General features: G+C 53.6%; 19 protein-coding genes and 1 pseudogene. 18 read left to right on the top strand and 2 right to left on the bottom strand.

Going from position 1 to position 22,059, the window contains the following annotated elements:
- Window positions 1–15 precede the first annotated feature (15 nt).
- Entirely contained in the window at window positions 16–291 is a 276-nt protein-coding gene (locus HBM95_16835; protein NIH44586.1) for a hypothetical protein, read from the bottom strand.
- A gap of 1,055 nt (window positions 292–1,346) precedes the next feature.
- Between HBM95_16835 and HBM95_16830 the strand changes: the two genes are divergently transcribed.
- From HBM95_16830 to HBM95_16755, 16 genes are read left to right on the top strand one after another with little or no spacing between them, the layout of a single operon-like run.
- Complete coding sequence (locus HBM95_16830) at window positions 1,347–1,553, top strand: hypothetical protein (protein NIH44585.1); 207 nt, start codon at window positions 1,347–1,349, stop codon at window positions 1,551–1,553.
- Window positions 1,554–1,567: 14 nt separating this feature from the next.
- A complete protein-coding gene (locus HBM95_16825) occupies window positions 1,568–3,238 on the top strand; it encodes a phage tail protein (GenBank protein NIH44584.1) in 1,671 nt (556 codons plus the stop codon).
- Complete coding sequence (locus tag HBM95_16820; GenBank protein ID NIH44583.1) at window positions 3,235–3,534, top strand: hypothetical protein; 300 nt, start codon at window positions 3,235–3,237, stop codon at window positions 3,532–3,534. Before HBM95_16825 ends, HBM95_16820 begins: the two co-directional genes overlap by 4 nt.
- The gene (locus tag HBM95_16815) at window positions 3,531–3,854 is read left to right on the top strand and encodes a phenylalanyl-tRNA synthetase subunit beta (protein NIH44582.1); all 324 of its coding nucleotides are present in this window, start codon (window positions 3,531–3,533) and stop codon (window positions 3,852–3,854) included. The genes HBM95_16820 and HBM95_16815 overlap by 4 nt, the downstream gene beginning before the upstream one ends.
- 11 nt (window positions 3,855–3,865) lie before the next feature.
- Entirely contained in the window at window positions 3,866–4,570 is a 705-nt protein-coding gene (locus tag HBM95_16810) for a peptidase (protein ID NIH44581.1), read from the top strand.
- Between the two features lie 14 nt (window positions 4,571–4,584).
- Complete coding sequence (locus HBM95_16805) at window positions 4,585–5,571, top strand: hypothetical protein (GenBank protein ID NIH44580.1); 987 nt, start codon at window positions 4,585–4,587, stop codon at window positions 5,569–5,571.
- 51 nt (window positions 5,572–5,622) lie between these two features.
- A complete protein-coding gene (locus tag HBM95_16800; protein ID NIH44579.1) occupies window positions 5,623–6,063 on the top strand; it encodes a hypothetical protein in 441 nt (146 codons plus the stop codon).
- A 10-nt stretch (window positions 6,064–6,073) separates the two neighbouring features.
- Window positions 6,074–6,442, top strand: a complete 369-nt coding sequence (locus HBM95_16795) for a hypothetical protein (GenBank protein NIH44578.1) — start codon at window positions 6,074–6,076, stop codon at window positions 6,440–6,442.
- 51 nt (window positions 6,443–6,493) lie between these two features.
- A complete protein-coding gene (locus tag HBM95_16790) occupies window positions 6,494–6,817 on the top strand; it encodes a hypothetical protein (GenBank protein ID NIH44577.1) in 324 nt (107 codons plus the stop codon).
- Window positions 6,817–7,422 carry a hypothetical protein gene (locus HBM95_16785; GenBank protein NIH44576.1) on the top strand — a complete coding sequence of 202 codons (606 nt, stop codon included), beginning with the start codon at window positions 6,817–6,819 and terminating at the stop codon, window positions 7,420–7,422. The genes HBM95_16790 and HBM95_16785 overlap by 1 nt, the downstream gene beginning before the upstream one ends.
- Window positions 7,422–9,893 (top strand): hypothetical protein, encoded by a 2,472-nt coding sequence (locus tag HBM95_16780; protein ID NIH44575.1) that lies wholly within the window; start codon window positions 7,422–7,424, stop codon window positions 9,891–9,893. The genes HBM95_16785 and HBM95_16780 overlap by 1 nt, the downstream gene beginning before the upstream one ends.
- Window positions 9,893–10,357 carry a hypothetical protein gene (locus HBM95_16775; GenBank protein NIH44574.1) on the top strand — a complete coding sequence of 155 codons (465 nt, stop codon included), beginning with the start codon at window positions 9,893–9,895 and terminating at the stop codon, window positions 10,355–10,357. Before HBM95_16780 ends, HBM95_16775 begins: the two co-directional genes overlap by 1 nt.
- Window positions 10,357–10,896, top strand: a complete 540-nt coding sequence (locus tag HBM95_16770) for a hypothetical protein (protein ID NIH44573.1) — start codon at window positions 10,357–10,359, stop codon at window positions 10,894–10,896. Before HBM95_16775 ends, HBM95_16770 begins: the two co-directional genes overlap by 1 nt.
- 9 nt (window positions 10,897–10,905) lie before the next feature.
- Window positions 10,906–13,737, top strand: a complete 2,832-nt coding sequence (locus HBM95_16765; GenBank protein ID NIH44572.1) for a hypothetical protein — start codon at window positions 10,906–10,908, stop codon at window positions 13,735–13,737.
- A complete protein-coding gene (locus HBM95_16760; GenBank protein NIH44571.1) occupies window positions 13,737–15,302 on the top strand; it encodes a hypothetical protein in 1,566 nt (521 codons plus the stop codon). Before HBM95_16765 ends, HBM95_16760 begins: the two co-directional genes overlap by 1 nt.
- Window positions 15,302–18,058, top strand: a complete 2,757-nt coding sequence (locus tag HBM95_16755) for a hypothetical protein (protein NIH44570.1) — start codon at window positions 15,302–15,304, stop codon at window positions 18,056–18,058. The genes HBM95_16760 and HBM95_16755 overlap by 1 nt, the downstream gene beginning before the upstream one ends.
- 221 nt (window positions 18,059–18,279) lie before the next feature.
- Here HBM95_16755 and HBM95_16750 read toward each other — a convergent pair whose 3' ends face one another.
- Window positions 18,280–18,540: a hypothetical protein gene (locus tag HBM95_16750; GenBank protein NIH44569.1), complete on the bottom strand. Its 261-nt coding sequence runs from the start codon at window positions 18,538–18,540 to the stop codon at window positions 18,280–18,282.
- 195 nt (window positions 18,541–18,735) lie between these two features.
- Here HBM95_16750 and HBM95_16745 point away from each other — a divergent pair.
- Both HBM95_16745 and HBM95_16740 read left to right on the top strand, forming a co-directional pair.
- Window positions 18,736–19,401 (top strand): annotated as a pseudogene (locus HBM95_16745) (head-binding protein).
- A 1,619-nt stretch (window positions 19,402–21,020) separates the two neighbouring features.
- Entirely contained in the window at window positions 21,021–21,998 is a 978-nt protein-coding gene (locus HBM95_16740) for a hypothetical protein (protein ID NIH44568.1), read from the top strand.
- Window positions 21,999–22,059: the final 61 nt, after the last annotated feature.

The raw sequence follows: 22,059 nt of genomic DNA, 5'->3' as shown, positions 1-22,059 counted from the left end.
GCTGATTGTGACATGTCACGGTTTGAAAACTGGCGTAACAGATGGCGATCTTTGGATAGTCTTAATTAGCTCACTTTCGTAATGATCTGCTCTTTGTTTCTGAATATTCATGTACTGAACGATGGCCTGTTGTTCAGTAATAGCACCATTCCTGAGCGCTGCAATAACCATCCTCGCATAAGTATCATGAGACATTAAAGACTCAAGGTACTCAATAGCTGATGATTCTTTGGCCTGAATTTCCCGCTCGATAGCCATGCATGAGGGGGCCGGGGATGCGGTTGATACCATGATTTTCACCTTAAAAAAATGCCCGGACGAACCGGGCGAACTGGAAGCAAGGGTCTACGGAGTGCCTTCCTTGGCGGGTGATGCAGGGTTTACAGCGCAACGTCATCGGAATGGCGCTCTGCTGTAAAAAGGACGGTGGTCAGAAGTGGGAGCAACTGCCACCGCCAAAGCTACACGCATTGCTTGGTACTGCCGTATCACGGTCCTAAGGCGTGATTTTGTGTGTGGTGGCCGGTGCTGAACTCCGGCCTTCTGGATGGCACTTACCAGACCTTGTGCGGGTACACCGCGCATACCATCTATCACTGCGCATAGCGACTTACGTTTCGATCTTGGTGCGCATCAGCCTGCGCATTCACCACAACGGAAAGAGCACTGAGTAGGGATTCGAACCCTCTACCAAGAATGGCGATCTCCGACATCGCTCAATGCTCTTACCTGTTGTGTGCCTGTCTTTCCAGGCTGTCAGCAATTCGGTAACACGGCTTGCTTACCGTGGCGTCTGGGCTGTTTAGACCCTTCAGCAATACGGGATATACCCGTTCAATGTTACTGTCCACCCCACTAAGGTGTGGTGTTGTGTTTCCACAACATTGAAAGCACTTTTGTGGGCGCGGGAAAGGAATCGAACCTTTCTTCGGTGGGAATAACCCACGCGTCAACCAATGCACCACCGACACCCCAAAAATGCTCTCATCGTTGTATCCTCGTCTCTTCCGAGGTGTCACACCGTATCGCCACGATGGTGAGTCGTCATGTCGTGCATACCGATAACACTGACTTGCACATTCCGGCTACCCGCTCGGGGGTAAGGAAACCAAGGAACCCCTCCGGACCGCTGCGGCACATGTGCCATATGCCGTACTGCTCACACCTGGAAGCGCACTCACCAGTTTGATTTAGCGACAAGACCTCACAGAACCGATATCGAAGTGCGCTTTCATGTTGTGTTACCTGAAGGGTAATAATTGCACGGCATTCTGTCAATACACTACGTAAAATAATCCGTATATGGTTAAATTGGTAATAATTTAATCGTGTGTGAGGTTATCGCTATGTGTATCGGCAGCAAGCCATCAGTGCCAGCGGCACCAGAAGTCCAGGCCGCACCTCAGGAGCAGGACGCCGCTGTGGTCAGTGCCCGCGATGACGAAGAGCGCCGCCGCCGCGCAGCAGCAGGCACCAAATCGACAATGCTGACTGGCGCCCAGGGCGACACCTCCGCAGCCAACACCAGCGGTAAAACGCTGCTCGGTCAGTAACGGAGCGCGCAGAGATGGCGGAAACCGAAAAAGAGCGGCTGCTGAAGCAGCTCGCACAGCTGAAGAGTGAGCGCACATCGTTCGAGCCGCACTGGCGCGACCTGAGCGACTTTATCAATCCGCGCGGTTCCCGCTTCCTGACGTCTGACGTTAACCGTGATGATCGCCGCAACACCAAAATTGTTGACCCGACCGGCTCAATGGCTCAGCGCATCCTGTCCAGTGGCATGATGTCAGGCATCACCAGTCCGGCCCGTCCGTGGTTCAAGCTTGCTACGCCTGACCCTGACATGATGGATTACGGCCCGGTGAAAATCTGGCTGGAAGTCGTGCAGCGCCGCATGAACGAAGTGTTCAACAAGTCGAATTTGTACCAGTCTCTGCCCGTTATGTACGCCAGCCTGGGTACTTTCGGCACCGCAGCCATGGCTGTGCTCGAAGATGACCAGGACGTGATCCGCACAATGCCATTCCCGATTGGCAGCTACTACCTGGCGAACAGCCCGCGCGGCAGCGTTGACACATCCTTCCGTCAGTTCTCCATGACCGTGCGCCAGCTGGTGCAGGAGTTCGGACTGGACAACGTGAGCGCGTCCGTGAAGAGCCAGTGGGAAAGCGGCACGTATGAAAACTGGATCGAGGTTAACCACTGCATCACGCCAAACATCAACCGTGACAGCGGCAAGATGGACAGCAAGAACAAGCCGTTCCGCTCTGTCTATTTCGAGACCGGCGGCGACTCCGACAAGTTGCTGCGCGAATCCGGCTTTGATGAATTCCCGATCCTGGCGCCGCGCTGGGAAGTGAACGGCGAGGACGTTTATGCGTCCTCCTGCCCTGGCATGCTGGCACTCGGTCAGGTTAAAGCCCTTCAGGTTGAGCAGAAGCGTAAAGCTCAGCTGATCGACAAGGCCACCAACCCTCCGATGGTTGCGCCGACGTCGCTGAAGAATCAGCGCGTTTCCCTGCTGCCAGGTGATGTGACATACCTCGACGTGCTGAGCGGTCAGGATGGCTTCAAACCTGCTTACCTGGTCAACCCGAACACCGCCGACCTGCTGGCTGACATTCAGGACACCCGCCAGACCATCAACAGCGCCTACTTTGTTGACCTCTTCATGATGCTTCAGAACATCAACACCCGCTCTATGCCGGTGGAAGCGGTGATCGAGATGAAGGAAGAGAAGCTGCTGATGCTCGGACCGGTACTGGAGCGCCTGAACGACGAAGCGCTCAACCCGCTTATCGATCGCGTGTTCTCCATTATGGCTCGCAAGAACATGCTGCCGCCTCCGCCTGATGTTATGCAGGGCATGCCGCTGCGCATCGAATACATCTCCGTTATGGCGCAGGCGCAGAAATCTATTGGCCTCACAAGCCTGTCGCAGACCGTTGGCTTTATCGGCCAGCTCGCACAGTTCAAACCTGAAGCACTCGACAAGCTCGACGTGGATCAGGCTATCGACGCGTTCTCGGAAATGTCCGGCGTATCGCCAACCGTCATCGTTCCGCAGGAGCAGGTGCAGGGCATTCGCGAAGAGCGAGCCAAACAGGCTCAGCAGGTGCAGGCCATGCAGATGGGCATGGCAGCAGCGCAGGGTGCCAAGACACTCAGCGAGACGCAGACCACTGACCCAAGCGCGCTTACCGCTCTCACTAACGCAGCAGGAGCGGCGCAGCAATGACGTATATCGACGATGAAGAACGCAAAGCGGAACTGGAAGCCAAGCAGGATCTTCTGGCTCAGCGCGATATCGAAGATATCCAGTTCGTCATGGGTAGCGAGCAGGGCCGACGCGTCATCTGGTCGCTGCTGGAGAAAGGTCAGGTGTTCGGTACTTGCTTCAACGTAGACCCGAACATCACAGCATTCAACGAAGGGCAGCGCAACCTGGCTCTGGTTCTGTTTCAGCGCGTCATGACGCACTGCCCTGATCAGTATCTGAAGATGGCCGAAGAGGCCGGTGAGGAAAATGTATGACACAGGTACAAACCCAACGCGTCGTGCGCCTTGATGGTGCAAATCAGGTGGTAGAGGTTCCGGATCCGGCTCCGGCAGTAATTGGCGCCCCAACCACTACTGATTACGGCGGTGTGAAGCTGGGGGCGACGATTGCGGCTCCGGCTGCAATGACAGCAACCGCTGATACCAACTCTTCAGCATCAGACGTTGCAGGGCTTGTTACTGACCACAACGACCTGGTTAGCAAATACAACGCTTTGCTGAATGACACCACAGCACTGCGCACCACTCTTGCCGCTGTCCTGGCGCAGCTCAAAGCCAAAACGATACCGGTTTAAGGAGATAAACAATGAATTTATTTGAACGTTTGCTGCACCGCCGTCTTTGCAATGAGCAACCAGCTGATGGTGGCGCAGCACCTGCACCGTCTGAGCAATCTGCACCTGCTGCCGATGCTCCTTCACCTGCAGGCGAACCAGCGAACCAAGAAGTCGATAAGCAGCATCCTGGCGCTGAAGGTGACAAGCCTCAGGAAGACAAACCCGCTGATGGTGAAAAGCCAGCAGACAAGCCTGCTGAAGAAAAAGACCAGAAGCAGGAAGGTGCGCCGGAGAAATACGAATTTACCGCTGGCGAAGGCGTAGAGCTTGATACCGAAGCGCTGAAGGACTTCGAGCCGGTTGCCCGCGATCTGAACCTGACCAATGAGCAGGCGCAGAAACTGGTGGACGCGTACCCGAAAATTCTGGCCGGTGTTCAGCAGCGTCAGGCAGAAGCCTGGCAGGCGCAGACAGAGCAGTGGGCAGCCGATGTGAAGGCTGACAAAGAGATCGGCGGCGACAAGCTGACCGCAAACCTCAGCGCAGCGCAGCGTGCAATGGACATATTTGGCTCCTCTGCACTGAAAGAATATCTCGAAGGCACCGGCCTGGGTAATCACCCGGAACTGGTGAAGACCTTCATCAAAATCGGTAAAGCCATGTCTGAAGACGGCATGGTCGATGGCAGTAATCAAGGCCAGCGTAGTGCGGCCGAAGTGCTCTATGGCAAATAAGAGAGGATATAACCATGGCTGTTAAAGGCTTAACTGCGCTGACGCTGGCAGACTGGGGTAAGCGCATCGACCCAAACGGGAAAATCGATAAGATTATCGAACTTCTCGGTCAAACTAACCCGATCCTGCAGGACATGCTGATCGTTGAAGGCAACCTGCCAACCGGTCACCGGACCACTATTCGTTCTGGTTTGCCTCAGGCTACCTGGCGCTTGCTGAACTATGGTGTGCAGCCAAGCAAGTCAACCACCGTCCAGGTCACTGACTCAGTAGGCATGCTGGAAACATATGCCGAAGTCGATAAGTCTCTGGCTGATCTGAACGGCAACACTGCTGAATTCCGCCTTTCTGAAGACCGTGCGTTTATCGAAGGCATGAACCAGCAGATGGCTCAGACGCTGTTCTATGGTGACACCAGCGTGAACCCACAACAGTTCATGGGGCTGTCCTCCCGTTACTCCAGCAAGTCGGCTGGCAACGGCCAGAACATTATCGACGCTGGCGGTACCGGTACCGATAACACCTCAATCTGGCTGGTGGTATGGGGTGAAAACACTGTACATGGCATCTTCCCTAAAGGTCAGAAGGCAGGCCTGCAGATGGAAGATAAAGGCCAGGAAACTCTGTTTGATGCCAATGGTGGGCGCTATGAAGGCTACCGCACCCACTACAAATGGGATAACGGCCTTTCCCTGCGTGACTGGCGCTATGTTGTCCGCATCGCCAACATCGATGTGAGCGATCTGTCAGTGCCAGGCTCAGCAGCAAACATCGTAAGCCTGATGGTGAAAGCGCTGCACCGCATTCCAAACCGCGGCATGGGCAAGCCGGTGTTCTACATGAACCGCACCGTTGCCCAGGCTCTCGATCTTCAGTCTCTGGACAAAGCCTCTCTGGCTCTGACCGTAAAAGAGACCGAAGGCGAATGGTGGACCGCGTTCCGTGGCATCCCAATCCGTGAAACAGATGCGATTCTGGAAACAGAAGCGCGCGTTGTTTAACGCCTGTCATTAACTGATGGGCCTTAACCGGCCCATGAATGGAGAAAGAAAATGATCCTCGACAAACTGTTGATGTTCTCCGAAGCGCAGGCGGTTACGGCTTCTGCTGCTTCCACCGACGTTATCGACCTTGGCCCTATCGACGGCACCCGCCGCGATATCGGCGTTGGCGAGCCTCTGGAGTTCTGGGCAAACGTGAACACTACTGCAACTGCAGCTGGTGCCGCAACCCTGAACGTTCAGTTGCAGACCAGCCCGGATAACTCCACCTGGACCACGCTGTACGACAGCGGCACGCTGGCACTGGCGGCGTTGACCGCTGGTAAACGCCTGTTCTCTGCCAAGGTCCCGGCGGGCGTCCAGCGCTATCTGCGCGTCAACTACTCAGTAGGCACCGGCCCGCTGACTGCTGGGGCGTTCACCTCGGGCATTAATCTGGATGTTGACAACAACACTCCTTATTACCCGATCCGTTCCAAAGTGACTGGCTAAGGTGACAGCGATGGAAAAAGCAAAATACCGCGTCCTGCGCTTATCCCATATTCATAATAACCTCTGGCCTGAAGGTTCAGAGATTGAATATGAAGGTGAGCCAGGATCGGCACTGGAGCCGATCAATGCAGCGGCGAAGGCGGCAAAGAAAAAGGCAGACCAGAAGCGTGGAATCGTGCCTGTTGATTCTCAGCCTGAACCACAGGCTGACGATGAGGGCAAGGAAGATACTGGCGATAACGATGCCAATACCTTCAGTGAAGATGAATCCTCGCTACGCCAGCAGTACGAAGAACTTTTCAACAAGAAGCCTGGCAACATGAATGTTGAAACGATCAAAGAACGTATCGCTGAAGAGCGGCAAAAACTGGGCGTCTAAGCCTCGCTAATAAAACAAGGGGCTTCGGCCCCTTTATTGCAGGAGTCCGCTATGGAACTGGTAAACCTCAAAACCGGCACTGACAGCTACCAGGATGAATCTGGTGAAACAAAAACCCGCGATGATTATCCATGGGGTCTATGCATCAATCTTGACAATGAAACACTGAAGAAACTCGGTGCAACGCCGCAGCCTGTAGGTACTGAGGTGATGATCTCAGCCAAAGCTATCATCAAAAGCATGTCGACTCGCGAAGATGGTGAGGGTGTCCGGCACGATGCCAGCTTGCAGATCACTGACATGGCACTCAGCCCGGTATCAGGTGAAAAGCCCAAAACCGCCGCCCAGACTCTCTATGGTGGGGAGGATGATTAATGGCCTCCGTTATCGAGATCTGCAATCGCGCGCTGAGCAATATCGGAAACAGCCGCAGCATTAACAGCCTGAAAGAGGCCAGCAAAGAGGCCGGGCAGTGCTCCCTGCATTTCGATTCATGCCGTGATGCTGCGCTGGCGGACTTTGACTGGAACTTTGCCACCAAACGCCTGGCGCTGGCCGATACCAATAATCCGCCGCCTGACTGGCAATACGCATACCAGTACCCGACTGACTGCGTTCGGATCACCGAAATTATGGTGCCCGGTGTTCGTAACCCGACGGCTGCCATGCGCATCAACTATGAGGTCGGATCCAACGGTGACGGCACTGGGAAGCTGATTTACACCGACCAGCCGCAGGCCTGGCTGAAGTACATTGCGCGCGTCACTGACGTGAACATGTTCGATCCCATCTTTATGGAAGCTCTGTCCTGGCGTCTGGCCGCCGCCATCAACATGCCGCTAACCGGCAGCGCAGATCTCGGTAACAACGCCCTGAACATGTACCAAAAAGTCATCCTTAGTGCTGGCTCTCACAGCCAGAACGAATCTCAGGAGCCGCAGCCACCAGTCGATGAGTTTACAGCAGCGAGGTTGTCATAATGGCTTTCAGCTGGATACAGCCGAGCTTTGCCGGCGGTGAGATTGGCCCGTCGCTGTATGGGCGCATCGATATGTCGAAGTATCAGGTGGCTCTGCGAAAGTGCGATAACTTCATAGTCCGCCAGTATGGCGGGGTGGAGAATCGACCTGGCACGCGCTTCGTCGGCGAAGCAAAATATTCGAACAAAAAATGCCGCCTCATCCCGTTCCAGTTCTCGACCGTTCAGACCTATGCGCTGGAGTTTGGCGACGGTTACATGCGTGTTATCAAAGACGGCGCGTATGTGCTGAACAGCAGCAATGTAATCTACGAGCTGGCTATGCCGTATGCAGAGGCCGACCTGTTCCGCATCAAATTCACACAGAGCGCCGATGTTCTTACGCTGGTGCACCCGTCCTACCCACCGAAGGAGTTGCGCCGCTACGCACATGATAACTGGCAGATAGTCGACGTCACCACCAAAAACGGACCGTTCGAAGATATCAATGTTGACGAGTCAGTGAAGGTTTACGCCAGCGCCAGCACCGGCACAATTACGCTGACGGCCAGCTCTGCCATCTTTGGCGCTGAGCAGGTAGGGAAGCTCTTTTATCTTGAGCAGCCTGCGGTTGATTCCGTTCCTGTCTGGGAGACCAGCAAAACCACGGCTATCAACGACGTGCGCCGTGCTGACAGCAACTACTACCGGGCCAACACTGCAGGGAAGACAGGTACTCTTCGGCCTTCGCATACTGAAGGCATGTCCTGGGATGGCTGGGGTGGTACCGGGGATAGCGATACAGGCATACAGTGGGAATACCTGCACAGCGGTTTCGGTATTGTGCGTATCACAGCTGCGTCCGGCACTACCGCCACCGCTACTGTAATCAGTTACATCCCTTCTCAGGTTGTCGGGTCAGCCAATGGCAGCTATAAATGGGCAAAATACGCCTGGAACAGCGTCAATGGCTATCCAAGCACCGTCGTTTACTACCAGCAGCGCCTGTATTTCGCCGCGTCTACCGCGTACCCACAAACCATCTGGGCCAGTCGAACCGGCGACTATAAAGACTTCGGCAAGAACAACCCTATTCAGGATGACGATCGCATCATCTACACCTACGCCGGCCGACAGGTGAATGAGATCCGCCATCTTATCGATGTTGGCAGCCTGGTCGCGCTGACGTCTGGCGGTGAATATACGATATCCGGAGACCAGAATAAGGTCCTCACGCCGTCGGCGTTCTCGTTCAGCTCTCAGGGCAATAACGGGTCAAGCAATGTTCCGCCTATCTCGGTGGCTAACATCGCGCTTTTTATCCAGGAGAAGGGAAGCGTGGTCCGTGATCTGGCTTATTCCTTCGACGTCGACGGGTACCAGGGTACTGACCTTACTATACTGGCAAACCACCTGTTCCAGAAGCGCAGTATTGTCGACTGGTCATTCTGCATCGTGCCCTACAGCAGCGCGTTTTGCATTCGTGACGACGGCAAGCTGCTGGTGCTGACCTATCTGCGCGATCAGCAGGTGTTTGCCTGGGCGCCGCAGTCCAGTACTGGAAAGTATGAAAGCACCTGCTGCATCAGTGAAGGCAACGAAGACGCAGTCTACTTCGTGGTGAATCGCACCATTAACGGGCAGACGAAGCGTTACATTGAGCGCCTGTCAAGCCGCCTGTTTACAAGCGATGAAGATGCGTTCTTTGTCGATTGTGGACTGAGCTATGACGGGCGCAATACCTCAACACGCACAATGACCATCAGCGGCGGCGCTGGAGACTGGAGTTATCAGGTCGACTACCCGGTAACGATTACTGGCGGGGCTTATTTCGTCAACACGGACGTCGGTGCGCAGATCCAGTTTCCGTACTCAGAATCGGATCCTGACACTGGCGCGGTGGTGGCGAAAGAGTTACGCGGCGATATTGTTTCGGTAACCAGCAGCACGGCGGTGGTTGTACGTTTTAACCGTAACGTTCCTGCTGCTCTGCGCAGCGCGGCCACAACTAACTGGCAGATGGCACGCCAGACCTTCAGCGGTCTTTCTCATCTGGAAGGTCAGACCGTAAATATCCTCTCAGACGCCAGCGTAGAGCCGCAGAAAATCGTAACTGGTGGCGCTGTCACGCTGGAATCACCTGGCGCAGTGGTGCATATCGGGCTGCCGATAACCGCTGAATTCGAAACGCTGGACATCAACATCAACGGGCAGGAAACGCTGCTGGATAAAAAGCAGGTCATCCCGACAGTGACGATGGTCGTCAACGCCAGCCGCGGAATATGGGCAACGACGCCGGGCGGAGAATGGTACGAATATCCGCAGCGTGAATTCGAGTTTTACGACGACCCGGTTGATGATGCCACTGGCAAGGTTGAGGTGAAGCTTGACAGCAACTGGGATAAAAACGGGCGCGTTAAAGTGCGTCAACTCGACCCTCTGCCGCTTTCCGTTCTGGCAGTAATCCCACGCCTTACCGTAGGGGGGTTCTGATGCTTAACGCGCAGATCGTTCCTGCCACTGCAGATCACATCGAAGCTATGCTGCCACATGTCAGACAGGCTGACATCGACGAATTTCTGGCAACAAACGGATGGGGTCCGAGGCGCGTGCTGGAAACCGGGCTACGCACGTCAACATTCTGCTGCGCCGGGCTGGTCAACGGGGAGGTGGTAACCATCTTCGGCGTGGCACCGGCATCCATGATCGGCGGCAGCGGCATTCCATGGCTGGTCGGCACAAACGCGCTGGAGAAATACCAGCGCACCTTCCTGCGCCGGTGCGGGAAGGTGGTCAATGCAATGCTTTCCGTTTACCCGTATCTTGAGAATTATGTTGATGCCCGCAACCACGTCGCGCGCGTATGGCTGCACTGGCTTGGTTTCACTATTGAAGATCCTAAGCCGTATGGCATCCAGCGTCTGCCGTTCCACCGTTTCCACATGGAGAGAAAATAATGTGTAGCCCAGCGATCGCCCTGGTTGCCGTAACGGTGGCATCTGCCGCCGCCAGCGCATACAGCCAGAACCAGCAGGCAAAATATACTTCAGCAGTGGCTGAGAAAAATGCTGATATTGCTGAATCCCAGGCGCAGGACTCTATCAACCGTGGTAATGCTCAGGCTGATGAGATTCGCCGCCGCAACAGGCAGGCTGCTGGCACCCAGGCCGCCACAATGGGCGCAACAGGCGCGGAGCTTTCCACGGGTAACGCTCTGGATATCTTCGGCGATACGGCACAATTCGGCACCCTGGATGCCCTGACCACTGTCAATAACGCCCAGCGTGAGGCTTATGGCTATCAGGTTCAGGGAAGTAATTATCAGTCTCAGGCCGATGCTGCGCGCAGCGCTGGTAATGCTGCAGTTACTCAGACACTGCTGACAACCCCGTTAAAAGCATATGGCGCGTATCAGATGGGCGGCGGAACATGGTCACCATTCACCCAGAAAGCAGCTCCTATCAGCGCTGCTGTCGGAACGCCAACCGGTCGATAAGGAGATATCATGCCAACGGTACCAACTGTAAACGGTAGGCAGGTAGAGAGCAGGGGATTCCAGTCACCTGGTCTTCAGGCGTTCGATACACCTCAAACCGCTGATGTTCTTGGTCAGGCTGCAGAGCAATACGCTGGCGCATTCGCGCAGGCCAAGCAGCGCGCAGATGTTGCACAGGCGCAGGATGCATCACTGCAACTTAGTCAGGTATCGAGTGATCTGTTGACTAACCCTGATACCGGACTGCTGAATCTTCAGGGTAAAAATGCCCTTGGTAAGGGCCAGGAATACACCCAGCAGTTTGATTCACAGGCTGAGCAGATTGCCATGACACTGCCTGAGGGGGCGCGCGCAGGCTTCATGCAGCAGGCGCAGCAAATGCGAACCCAGTTCACGACCCAGGCCGGTCGCCACGAGATTAGCCAGCTGAATGCCTACGAAGAATGGCAGTTCCAGGCGACTCTGGCGAACAACGGGAAACTGGCTGCAGCCGCATACGGCGATAATGCTAACTATGTGCTGTACAACCAGCAGACTTTCCAGCAAATCGACGACTACGGCGCTGCGCATGGCTGGAGCGCCGAGCAGATTCAGGCGAAAAAGACTGAATTTAAGGAGAAGGTTGCTGATACAGCTCTTTCTCAGTGGTCGGCTAACAACTCTATTGAGTTCATCCAGAGCAATGGCGAGCTGAGCGACACGGTTTCTGGTTCAAAGCGGGCAACGGTTAATCCTTATGGTGGAGATCCTAAAACTACAAAAGGAATGGTGACTCAGGGCAATATCAACCTTTTTAATCGACCATCTGTTAAAAACGAAGATGGAACGATCAGTACCGTTAGAACAATTTCCATTGGAACAGATTCAGGTGAAGTCCTGATTCCTACCGTAAGCGACGATGGGAAATTACTCTCTGACGATGAAGCCATTTCGTTATATGAAAAAACTGGCAAGCACTTAGGCATATTCGACAATCCTGAAGATGCCACAGCCTACGCTGAGAGGCTGCACGAACAGCAGGATCAGTATTATGTAAAAGGTGAGAAAGGCGACGCCCGCGGCATTCGCAATAACAACCCAGGAAACCTCGAGTACAGTAAAACCAATCCGTGGGTAGGCCAGACCGGTGACGATGGGCGATTTGCTAAATTCGAAACTCCGGAGCATGGCATCCGTGCGCTGGGCCGCAACCTGCTGTCTTACCAGCGCCAGGGGATCGATACCGTCAGTGACATTATCAACCGCTGGGCACCGCCGTCTGACAATAACAACACCGATGCTTACATTCAGGCAGTATGTGCTCAGCTCGGCGTAACTGCGGATCAGCAGCTTGACGCATCAAACCCTGACACGCTGAAGGCCCTGTGTGCTGCAATCATCCAGCATGAGAACGGTAGCCAGCCATACAGCGACCAGCAGCTCGCCACCGGTGTCAGTGCAGCTATTGGCCTGTCACAGCTTCCGACCAGCACCAAGCGATATACCGGCAATGCTGCATTCGACGCTGCATCTCCTGAAGCGCAGGCAACCTTCCTCCGCCAGGCTGACCAAATTCGCAAGCAGCAGCAGGCGGAATATCGCACCAGTATCGACAGCCGGGTTCGCGATGCCAGCGCGGCATACATGCGCGGTGTTGATTTTCCTGATGCACCAACGCAGACCGACTTCCTGGCGGCCTATGGGGTGCGGGAAGGTAATCTCCGCTATACCGAGTTTCGGAATACGCAGATCGCCGGGCAGTACATTGGCTCATTCCGCAACATGCCGACGAGCAGCATCACAGCCTACGTCAATCAGCTGAAGCCAGGAACTGAAGAAACAGGAGAGGGCTATGCATCCCGCGCTGAATTGTTCGATCAGGTGTCGGCGGCGGCCACGAAGGTTATCAGCCAGCGCCAGAATAATCCGTTTAACGCCGCGGTAGAGATTGGCGCCTATAAGCCGATCGCCAGCAACAACCCTAACGACATCACTGCAGAGGTTGCCAACCGGTTCTCATCTCAGGAGAGCCTGCGCGCGCTGGGCATCAATGCGCCCATCCTGTCCAGTGAGGAGGCCGCTGCGCTGTCTGAGCAGGTGCGCGGCACCAAAGACGTTAACCAGACCATCAGCCTGCTGCAGAGCATGGGTGAAGCGCTCTCTGCTCCGGCTATGCGCCAGGTGGCTTCAGCTATCGCGCCGAACAACGCAGCAACGGCCTATTCTGCGCTGCTTCTTGGCACGCCGGATAACCAGTACGACAACACCAAGCCAGCAATCGCCTACAGCCAGTTCATTGGCTACAAGCCGACCATGAACAAATACGACGTATCGAAGGTAATTCTGGCAGGTGACCAGCTGCTGAACCCGACAAAAGCGATGAAAGACGCCGGGATAACTCCGGTCCAGTTGCCGAGCGAAGATAAGCTGAAACGTGCATTCGACGATCAGGTTGGTAACTCGTTTGCCAATAACCCGCAGGCGCGCCAGCTCAGCTACAACCTTTTCAAAGCCGCTTATGCCGGGATCGCTTATCAGTCCGGCGATGCCTCAATGACGCGTACTGATGCAGCCAACTCCGACGTAGTGGAAAAGGCAGCGCAGTACGCCACAGGCGGCGTATACAAGGGCTTTAATGGTGGGGACGTGGTAATGCCCTTTGGCATGGACAAATCCACTTTCAAGGACCGCTACACCGCATCTGCGCAGCAGGCGCTGAAAGATGCCGGGCTGAACGTCAACGCCGCGTCAAACTTTACCCCGGTAAATATCGGCAACAACCAGTATCGGCTGGTCAGTGGCAGCGGGCGCTGGGCGACGGATCCGAAAACCAATGAAGCTATCGTCGTGAGGGTCGAATAATGTCTGATGTATTTTCTCTGGCGCCGGAAGGCCAGGCATGGACCGACGACAAAACGGCGGCCAACCCTGCACGGCCTGAAGACTATGAGCCGACATTCTTCCAGGGCTCGATCGCTGCGCCGGCGCGCGGAGTGGCGGAAGGCACTCTCGGCCTGGCTCAGTCTGCAGTTGGATTCAGCAAACGCCTGATCAGCGATCCGGCATTCACCGCAGACATTGCGCCGACGGTCAATATCTTCCGGGTGATGTTCCCGGATGCCGACAAAGCACTGAATGATACCTATGACACGATCGGTAAGCAGTTGCAGGATGCGCGCGGGTATGTGAAGCCTGATGCTGGTAGCCAGGGAACAGCTGCCGAGGTGCTTTACGGTCTCGGGCAGTTTGTGCCGGCCATCGGTGCGACCATTGTCGGAGGCCCGACCGTCGGCGCAGCGACTGCATTCAGCTCTACGTATGAGCAGTCCTATCAGGATTTCAAAGGGAAGGGTGTAGACGAATCAACGGCGCGCAACCTGGCAACGCAGCAGAGTCTTTTCAATGCGGCTGGGATGGCCCTGCCTGCTGCCGTCGGTACAACACTGGCAACGCGCATTGCCTCTGGCGTGGCAATTAATACCGGGTTCGGCGGCCTTAACCGTTACTCCGTCGGCGAAACGCTGGAGGAAAAAGGTTACACGGAAATGGCGAAGCAGTACCGTGTATTCGACGGTCAGGCGATGCTGGTGGATGCGGTGCTGGGCGGTGCCTTTGGTGGTGCGCATCACCTGGCTGCGCGAAATGCTGACGTGCCGCCACCGGCAGATGCTGAAGCACCGATCCCGGCAGCAGAGGTTCAGAGTGTTCCTGATGCAACCGCAGAGCCAGCACCTATGGCAGAAGCTTCGCCAGTAACAGATTCCCCTGGCGCACCAGTGCGATCTGATGCTCAGCCTCCAGTGACAGAGACCGCCTCAGCGCCAGATATTCCCGCCATTAAGCCGAGCGACATTGATGCAGCTCACACTCTGAATGAAGGGCTGTATTACGATCTGGAATCTGCTCCAGTGCTGCACGCCAGCAACGAGAGCATAAACAGCCATGTGGCAGCCATGGATGAAGCGTACCGGCAGCTCAATGACGGGCAGCCCGTTAACATCGGGATGATGGCGAGAGGCCTGGATGGTCCGGCGCGGCCCGGCATGCTGGAATCCGCAAACGAGCAGTACCATGCAATGCAGCAGGTTTTCGAAGAGAATGGTGTCAGGTATGAAACGCCGTCAGAACTGGCTGGCGAAGCTCCGGCGCCGCGCACCGAAAGTGCATTCACGGCGGCAGACGAAACAAGCGGGCAGGTAAGTGTCGACCCCGACACCGGCCAGGCGATTTCATCAAACAGTTACGACCTGATGGCGGCGCGAGATATGGCGACCACCAATCCGGATCTGACAATTACGCACCCAGATACCGGGCAGCCAGCGAAACTCTCCGAGGTTCTGGCTGAATTTGATGAACAAATCCAGACCGTGCAGAACGAATCGAAAGTGTATTCCGTCGCCGCGGCATGCTTCCTGAGGAACCCATAATGAAACAGGCATGTGTTGAAGCCATTGCGCAGACGCTGGGGCGCCAGCCAAAGGCTGACGAGCTGAAAGGTATTGAGGATCGCATCAAAGAAGCCGTGCGCCAGGTGCATAAAAAGAATGCCAGGGAAGGCAAGACTGGCATCCCGGATGCGCAGACGTACATGGAGGCTGCCGACCTTGTGCGGCAGCGCGTTGTGCATGACGTCTATAAGAAGCGCCAGCGCGTCGCTCAGAACGCGATAGCAATCAGCAGGGTGACAGATACCCTCGACGCCAACATCCCGCCAGAGCAGCAAACACCCGCCAATTTGCAGCAGTTTATCTTCGCAGGTCGGCGCACAACTGATGGTAAGGATATTGCCGTGACCTCGGCAGAGGAACTGGCAACCGGAGCATATCAGGACTGGTCACGCCAGCTCAGCGCTGAATTGCTCAAGGCTGGCGATGATGTCCGCAAATTCTTCGAGCAGAGCAAGGCACTCGGCGAGCAGCGTTTCCGTAGCCTGTTCGACCAGCAGGCGGCTAAGTCTGCACAGTTTCAGATCCTGAAAGAGTTATACGGCGAGGACACCGGGAACCCACAAGCGAAGAAAATCGCTCAGGTATGGAATGACGTTACCAGCCGGGCCAGGCAGGAGATGAACGACAACGGGTTCGATATCGGCCTGCGCGACGACTGGCATCTGCCGTATGTTGACGACGCCGATTTTATTCGGAACGCCGGGCGTGATGAATGGCTTGCCTCGTTGCCGGTGGCGGAGCAGGCAAAAGCGCGCCTTTCCGGCCGCCAGCCGCCGATTGAATTTGCCCGTCAGGCATGGGTGGATGACGTTTACAACACACAGGATCGCAGCAACTACGTTAATCCTGACGGCAGCCCGATGAATGACATCGAGTACCGCCAGGCGCTGGAAGCGATATTCGAAACGAAGGCTACCGATGGCGCGAACAAAATCGACCCGGGCGCATTCATGGGCACTGGCGGGATTAAGAACCGTGGTTCCCAGAGCAGGGTGATGGCGTTCAAGGATGCGCAGTCGCATTTCGCCTACATGGAGCGCTACACTCAGCAGCCGGTGGCTGGCGTAATGATGTCGCATCTGCAGTCATCATCCCGTGATCTGGGTGTTGTTAAAGCGTTCGGCCCGGATGCTGCCCGTAACTTTTCCCTGGTTCTGGACCGTGTATATCAGCGTGCGGTGACCGGTGGGAAGGAAGTCGGCAAGATGAACGATGAGAGCAAGATGGTTGAGCGCATGTTTAACTCAATGGCGGGGCTTAACGGCGCAGCCACATCGAGCGTGTTCACGTCGGCGGTTGGCGGCCTGCGCAACCTGATGACCAGCGCCATGCTCGGCACCAGCGTACTGACGGCAACCAGCGATCAAGCGATCATGCGCGCCAATGCCCAGGCACTTGGCTTTACCCGTGACGGCATGCGCCTGTCTGCAAACACCATTCGCAACCTGTTTAGCGGTGATGCCAAAAAGGCCAATGCTGAGCTTGGCCTGCTGGTTGATTCGCACGCTGCTGTCGTATCGAAAATGGGGGGATTCGACTTGTCTCGCGGCATCACCGGCTGGTTTGCAGAGAAGACGCTGAAGTGGTCAGGTCTGATCGCTATGGACCGCGCCAACAAGGCGGCGTTTGGCCTGCTGATGTACAAAAACATCGGGGAGTTGACCCGCAAGTTTAAAAATCTGGACGACGTTAAGGGATCGGATAAGACCATTCTGGCGAGCAAGGGCTGGAGTAATGAGGACTGGGCTATCATGGCTGCCGCAGACCTCCAGCCAATGACCACCGCCGGGCATATGGGAATGACGCCTGATGCGATTTATGCCGTGCCTGATGAAGTGATCACCGCCATCATGGCGGACCGTATCGCGCAGGTGCGTGCAGGTAGTGATGCAGCGCTGGCCGCGCTTGGCGATATGCCTCCAGAGCGCCTGAAGAAAATGAAAGAGGCGTTCGACGCTGAAGCAGAGCAGACCATCACGCGCATGGTCCGAAACGCCAGAGCGGAAGCCGCTCAGAAACTGCTGGGTATCACCCATGGCGAAATGACCAGCGCCGTAACCACCGCTACCGGTCTTGATACCTACGCCCGAGATGATGCCGGGCAGCTGATCAAGAGCTTCATGCTCTTCAAAACAACGCCGTTCGCCGGGTTCCGCCAGCTGGTAAACCGGGCCAATGATCTTGACACAGTGCCTGCCATCAAATTCCTGGCATCATATATCGCTGGCACTACACTGGCTGGGATGTTCGCTAACCAGATGAACAGCCTGCTGACAGGTAATGACCCGCTTGATATGACAAAGCCAACGACATGGGTGCAGGCGTTGCTGAAGGGGGGATCATTCGGTATCTACGGCGATTTCCTCTTCCAGGACCATACGCAATATGGCTCAAGTATCGCGGCAACCATTGGCGGCCCGGTGCTCAGCTTCGCAGAACAGTTAACCAAACTACTGATCACGAACCCGCAGAAGGCGCTTCAGGGCGAGGAAACATCTTTCGGTGCCGATGCGCTGAAGACGGCCCGCATGATAACCCCGTTCGCTAATCTCTGGTACGCGAAGGCAATCACCAACCACCTGATACTGCAGCAACTGCAGGAGATGGCAAACCCAGGCTATAACGACAGGGTGCGTGACAGAGCGCAGCGTGAATTCAACACGACGAGCTGGTGGGAGCCTGGCGAGACAACGCCTCGCCGCGCACCAGACCTCGGAAAGGCAGTGGGGCAATAATGGATATATTGATCAAGATAGGCATGATTCTGTTCTGGTTTGCGTTCGTCGTGGTATGCGGCACGGCGTATGTTTGGGCGGTAATATTCGCTATCAGAAAAGGTTGGCTTGGCGAGACCTCTGCGAAGGTCGTTTACTTCGCGACCTTCGTCATTCTCGCGGCTATAGTGTTTAAGCTACCATTACTGTGACATGTCACAAGGCCGCTATGCGGCCTTTTTTTAAGTCGTTTCCTGCTTCAGTTTTTCCACACAGTAATCGAGATGCATCTGCAGATCCTTCATGGACATCTGCGAGCTGGTGACGTAGTTCACCAGGGCAGTTAGTTCCGCCATCGGGCCATCAACGTTAAATCCGTCCTCATTCAGTTGTCGCAGCAACGTCATCAGATGTGATTCTTCAACAAGGGAGCGGACGCCTCCCGGCGTGTGTATGCGTTCGGCAAATCCTTTTTCCAGCGGGTGATGATACTGACGTTGCATCTCATGTTCTCCATGCAATTACTGTATGTATGTACAGTAGCAAAACTTTGAAACACTATCCAGCACGATATGAGGTTTACCTGAAAGGTAATAACTTTCATGATTGTTATTCATTCAATTCATATAAGGTTTACCAGGTAATAAACTGTCCAGATGATGCATGCGCGCCGGGCGCTGCTTTACTGGAGACAGGCCATGACGGTATCAACCGTAGTTGACCATAACGATTACACCGGGAACGGCGTTACCACATCATTCCCGTACACCTTCCGAATTTTCAAGAAAACAGACCTGACTGTTTCAGTTATTGATCTAAGCGAAAACATCACCGTGCTGGTGCTGGACACTGATTACACCGTTACAAACGCAGGTGGCTTTAACGGCGGAAGTGTTGTTCTAACCTCGCCGCTGGCGAACGGTTGGCAAATCTCCATTGCCCGTGAGCTGGAGGCGACACAGGAAACAGACCTTCGAAATCAGGGTAAATTTTTCGCCGAGGTGCATGAAGATGCGTTTGATAAGCTGACGATGCTTATTCAGCAGGTTGGCAGCATGTTCCGCCTGGCCCTGCGCAAGCCGTCAAGTATCGCTAACTGGTACGATGCTCTTAACAATTACATCCGGAACCTGAAAGACCCACGCGATCCTCAGGATGCCGCGACAAAAAATTATGTTGATACGGTATCAGGATCTAACTTTTCAAGGACGCTGAGGACTCCAGAAAACATTCCGCAGTTGCCTGCCGCATCGACAAGGGCAAACAAGATTGTCGGATTTGACTCATCAGGAAACCCAATCATGCTGGTGCCGGAATCTGGTTCAGCATCTGACGTTCTCCTGTTGCTGGCAGGCCCTAATGGGTATACCTATATCCCTTCTATGCCACCTTATATACAGAAACAAAAATGGATCGATGAAGGTGATTTAAGGGGGTGGGGTTGTGTTTGTGATGGTGTTGCAGATGACTCTGATAATTTCCAGGCAGCAATTATTTATTCTGAAGCGCATGACCGACAATTATATGCACCTGGACCAGTGCGAATCACTAAAAAAATTACCTTTACTAAACCACCTCAGCTACGAGGTTTTATGTATTCACCGCCAGCAATTGGGAGCTTCGCTGGAACCCCTTACGCTAAAAAGGGGTTTATCATATATTCTGAAGTTGCTTCTGGTTACTGCATAGAGATCAACCCGCCAAGCAATAACCAGTACATCCGTGGACTAAATCTTATTGACGTTCATGTGCTTGCAAAGGGGGCAGGTGTAAGCGGGGCTGGTGTTCTTATCGCTAATTGTGGGTGGGGTGGGTATGCCAGGGGTTTAGTAGTTGAGGGATTCCACGGCGGCGGGTTAACGCTGAGCCAGCTGCAGGATACTTTGTTTGACCAGTTAGAAATTCTCGACTGCGGTACTGACGGTTCTATTTATGCACTTAACATTATAAATGGTTCAAACCTGTTGGCTTTTAATCGTTGTCGACTCGAAGTTAACAATGCTCAATTGAGAATTAATAGCGGATTTGGGTTTGAATTTAATAACTGCCATTTTGAACAGGGGGATTATCCTGGAGCAAGTGCTGGCTCAGAATTTCAGCGCATAAACAAGTTTCCATCAATAGTATTTCAATCAACAAGCAACATAAAATTTATTGGCGGTCAGGTGTTTGGTGCGACCCTCCAGCAGCAAATGTCTGTTCATGGAATAACTGCAGCTGCAGCACCTTATTATGTTGCAGTTGATGGGGCGTGCTCTTCAATCTCGTTCATTGGAACAACAATGGGCTTCGGTTATGGTTCAGGAAAGATTATGGAAATGCATGGAGATGGAGTTGTCTCAAATTGCACTTTCCTTGCATTATGCACTGAAGTTTCACCACTTATTGTTGATAGCAATATTCAATTCAAAAATAACAACTTGTCCTATCAGGACAACGCTTCCAATGTCAATTTCACAGCCATCACAGCAAACCAGGCTACTGTGGATGGAAATATTTTTGGGTGTGTAAATCCAGGGTCAGTAACAAAAACCTCTGGTGCCATCATTATCTCTGATCCAGTCAGAAAGCCTCGTCTGGGAATGAACCAGTACATTATCAATAAGTATAGTTATTTTACAGATGGAAATCAGGTGCTTATAAATCAAGCAACCGATGGCTATACTCAAGTCCCAGGTGGAAGCATGGATATGAGACAATATAGTCCTCACAAAAAATTCTCTCTAAACACAACAGCAACAGTTACTGCAATTAGTAACCTGCTTGACGGTCAGGTTGCTACGTTCCTTAACACGTCATCTGGAAATGTTACCTTCCAGCATAGTGGATCTCTATCCTGTAAGGGGGCTGTTAACGCTGTTGTTCCACCTGCAGAGTTCATAACATTTGCAAGGAATGATTTCAGTGGAACAGTAAAAGAAGTATCAAGAAGTTTCTGATATAATTAGCCGGTTGTAAAAGACCGGCTAATTTCAGGAAGAGCATGAACAGAAGAGCATTTTTGAAGTCAACATTAGGGGTAGCGGCACTAGCCGGTCTTGGAGGTTATGGCATATTCAGCCTTCTGCACAGGCCAGAAATTTCTTTATGGGGACACTCTTTTTTCGGCAACAACAAGACATTCTCAGCAAAATTGATATCTGAAACTGGATGTAAGGTTTTCAACTTTGGCCTATCAGGGTCAACATCAGAAAGCATAGCGCTAAGGAATGGTGCGTACAGTATAAGTTATGCCTCTGAAAGTGGTACTCTCACTCCGCGCGAGAAAAACAATCTAATTCCTAACATTCCTGGTCCGCTAAGGCTATGGGGTAATGCAGCAGCAGATTGGATTCATCTACCTTGCGAACTGGCCGGGAAAGATGGAGTTCTTGACTGGGATGGAAAGAGGATTACTTTCACACCAGAAGGCAAAGATGAAGTTGCTTATTTGAATCAGCCGTCTGTATTAACTGTTTATCCTATGACAACAGTTTCCACGGATAACGTGCCAGAGAGATTCAGCTATCCAGATCACCCTAAATCTATCTATCTCTTATGGCTAGGGAGAAACAACTCCACACAGCCAGATGAAATCATGCGTGATGCAAAGGCCATCGTAGCCAGGATGGATAAAGGGAATAACCGATTCGTCATCCTTCCAGAGTTCCCTGCTTCATACGAACCAAAAGGCACAAATGGCGCTGATGAAATCGCGCTTATCAACAGCCTGTATAAGAAATCCTTCCCTGAAAATTATTGCGAAATTGATGGTGTAGACCTGCTTCAGAACTTCATGAATCACCACAACCCGCAGAGCAAGCAAGACATAACTGATATCAGAAACGGAATTACCCCTTCCTCTCTCAGACTTGACGAGCTTCATCCATCAATAACAAAAAATGATGGGGCTCTGTATGCTGGCACCGAAGTTAACGCAGAGTTTGTGTCCAAGTTCCTGAAGAAAAAAGGATGGGTTTAATACTCTACCCATAGGGTAATTTCGTTAAGAGGAATCCGATCAAATTTAATCCACATATGGT

This window comes from Enterobacter asburiae, assembly GCA_011754535.1.
Taxonomy (GTDB): Bacteria; Pseudomonadota; Gammaproteobacteria; order Enterobacterales; family Enterobacteriaceae; genus Enterobacter; species Enterobacter cloacae_N.
This window is presented reverse-complemented; position numbering and strand designations above follow the sequence as displayed.

Coding starts and splice junctions, on each gene's coding strand:
- HBM95_16820 (NIH44583.1), top strand. CDS start 3,235: ATGACGTATATCGACGATGAAGAACGCAAAGCGGAACTGGAAGCCAAG.
- HBM95_16770 (NIH44573.1), top strand. CDS start 10,357: ATGTGTAGCCCAGCGATCGCCCTGGTTGCCGTAACGGTGGCATCTGCC.
- HBM95_16800 (NIH44579.1), top strand. CDS start 5,623: ATGATCCTCGACAAACTGTTGATGTTCTCCGAAGCGCAGGCGGTTACG.
- HBM95_16795 (NIH44578.1), top strand. CDS start 6,074: ATGGAAAAAGCAAAATACCGCGTCCTGCGCTTATCCCATATTCATAAT.
- HBM95_16775 (NIH44574.1), top strand. CDS start 9,893: ATGCTTAACGCGCAGATCGTTCCTGCCACTGCAGATCACATCGAAGCT.
- HBM95_16815 (NIH44582.1), top strand. CDS start 3,531: ATGACACAGGTACAAACCCAACGCGTCGTGCGCCTTGATGGTGCAAAT.
- HBM95_16785 (NIH44576.1), top strand. CDS start 6,817: ATGGCCTCCGTTATCGAGATCTGCAATCGCGCGCTGAGCAATATCGGA.
- HBM95_16805 (NIH44580.1), top strand. CDS start 4,585: ATGGCTGTTAAAGGCTTAACTGCGCTGACGCTGGCAGACTGGGGTAAG.
- HBM95_16750 (NIH44569.1), bottom strand. CDS start 18,540: ATGCAACGTCAGTATCATCACCCGCTGGAAAAAGGATTTGCCGAACGC.
- HBM95_16790 (NIH44577.1), top strand. CDS start 6,494: ATGGAACTGGTAAACCTCAAAACCGGCACTGACAGCTACCAGGATGAA.
- HBM95_16830 (NIH44585.1), top strand. CDS start 1,347: ATGTGTATCGGCAGCAAGCCATCAGTGCCAGCGGCACCAGAAGTCCAG.
- HBM95_16835 (NIH44586.1), bottom strand. CDS start 291: ATGGTATCAACCGCATCCCCGGCCCCCTCATGCATGGCTATCGAGCGG.
- HBM95_16810 (NIH44581.1), top strand. CDS start 3,866: ATGAATTTATTTGAACGTTTGCTGCACCGCCGTCTTTGCAATGAGCAA.
- HBM95_16825 (NIH44584.1), top strand. CDS start 1,568: ATGGCGGAAACCGAAAAAGAGCGGCTGCTGAAGCAGCTCGCACAGCTG.
- HBM95_16740 (NIH44568.1), top strand. CDS start 21,021: ATGAACAGAAGAGCATTTTTGAAGTCAACATTAGGGGTAGCGGCACTA.
- HBM95_16760 (NIH44571.1), top strand. CDS start 13,737: ATGTCTGATGTATTTTCTCTGGCGCCGGAAGGCCAGGCATGGACCGAC.
- HBM95_16755 (NIH44570.1), top strand. CDS start 15,302: ATGAAACAGGCATGTGTTGAAGCCATTGCGCAGACGCTGGGGCGCCAG.
- HBM95_16780 (NIH44575.1), top strand. CDS start 7,422: ATGGCTTTCAGCTGGATACAGCCGAGCTTTGCCGGCGGTGAGATTGGC.
- HBM95_16765 (NIH44572.1), top strand. CDS start 10,906: ATGCCAACGGTACCAACTGTAAACGGTAGGCAGGTAGAGAGCAGGGGA.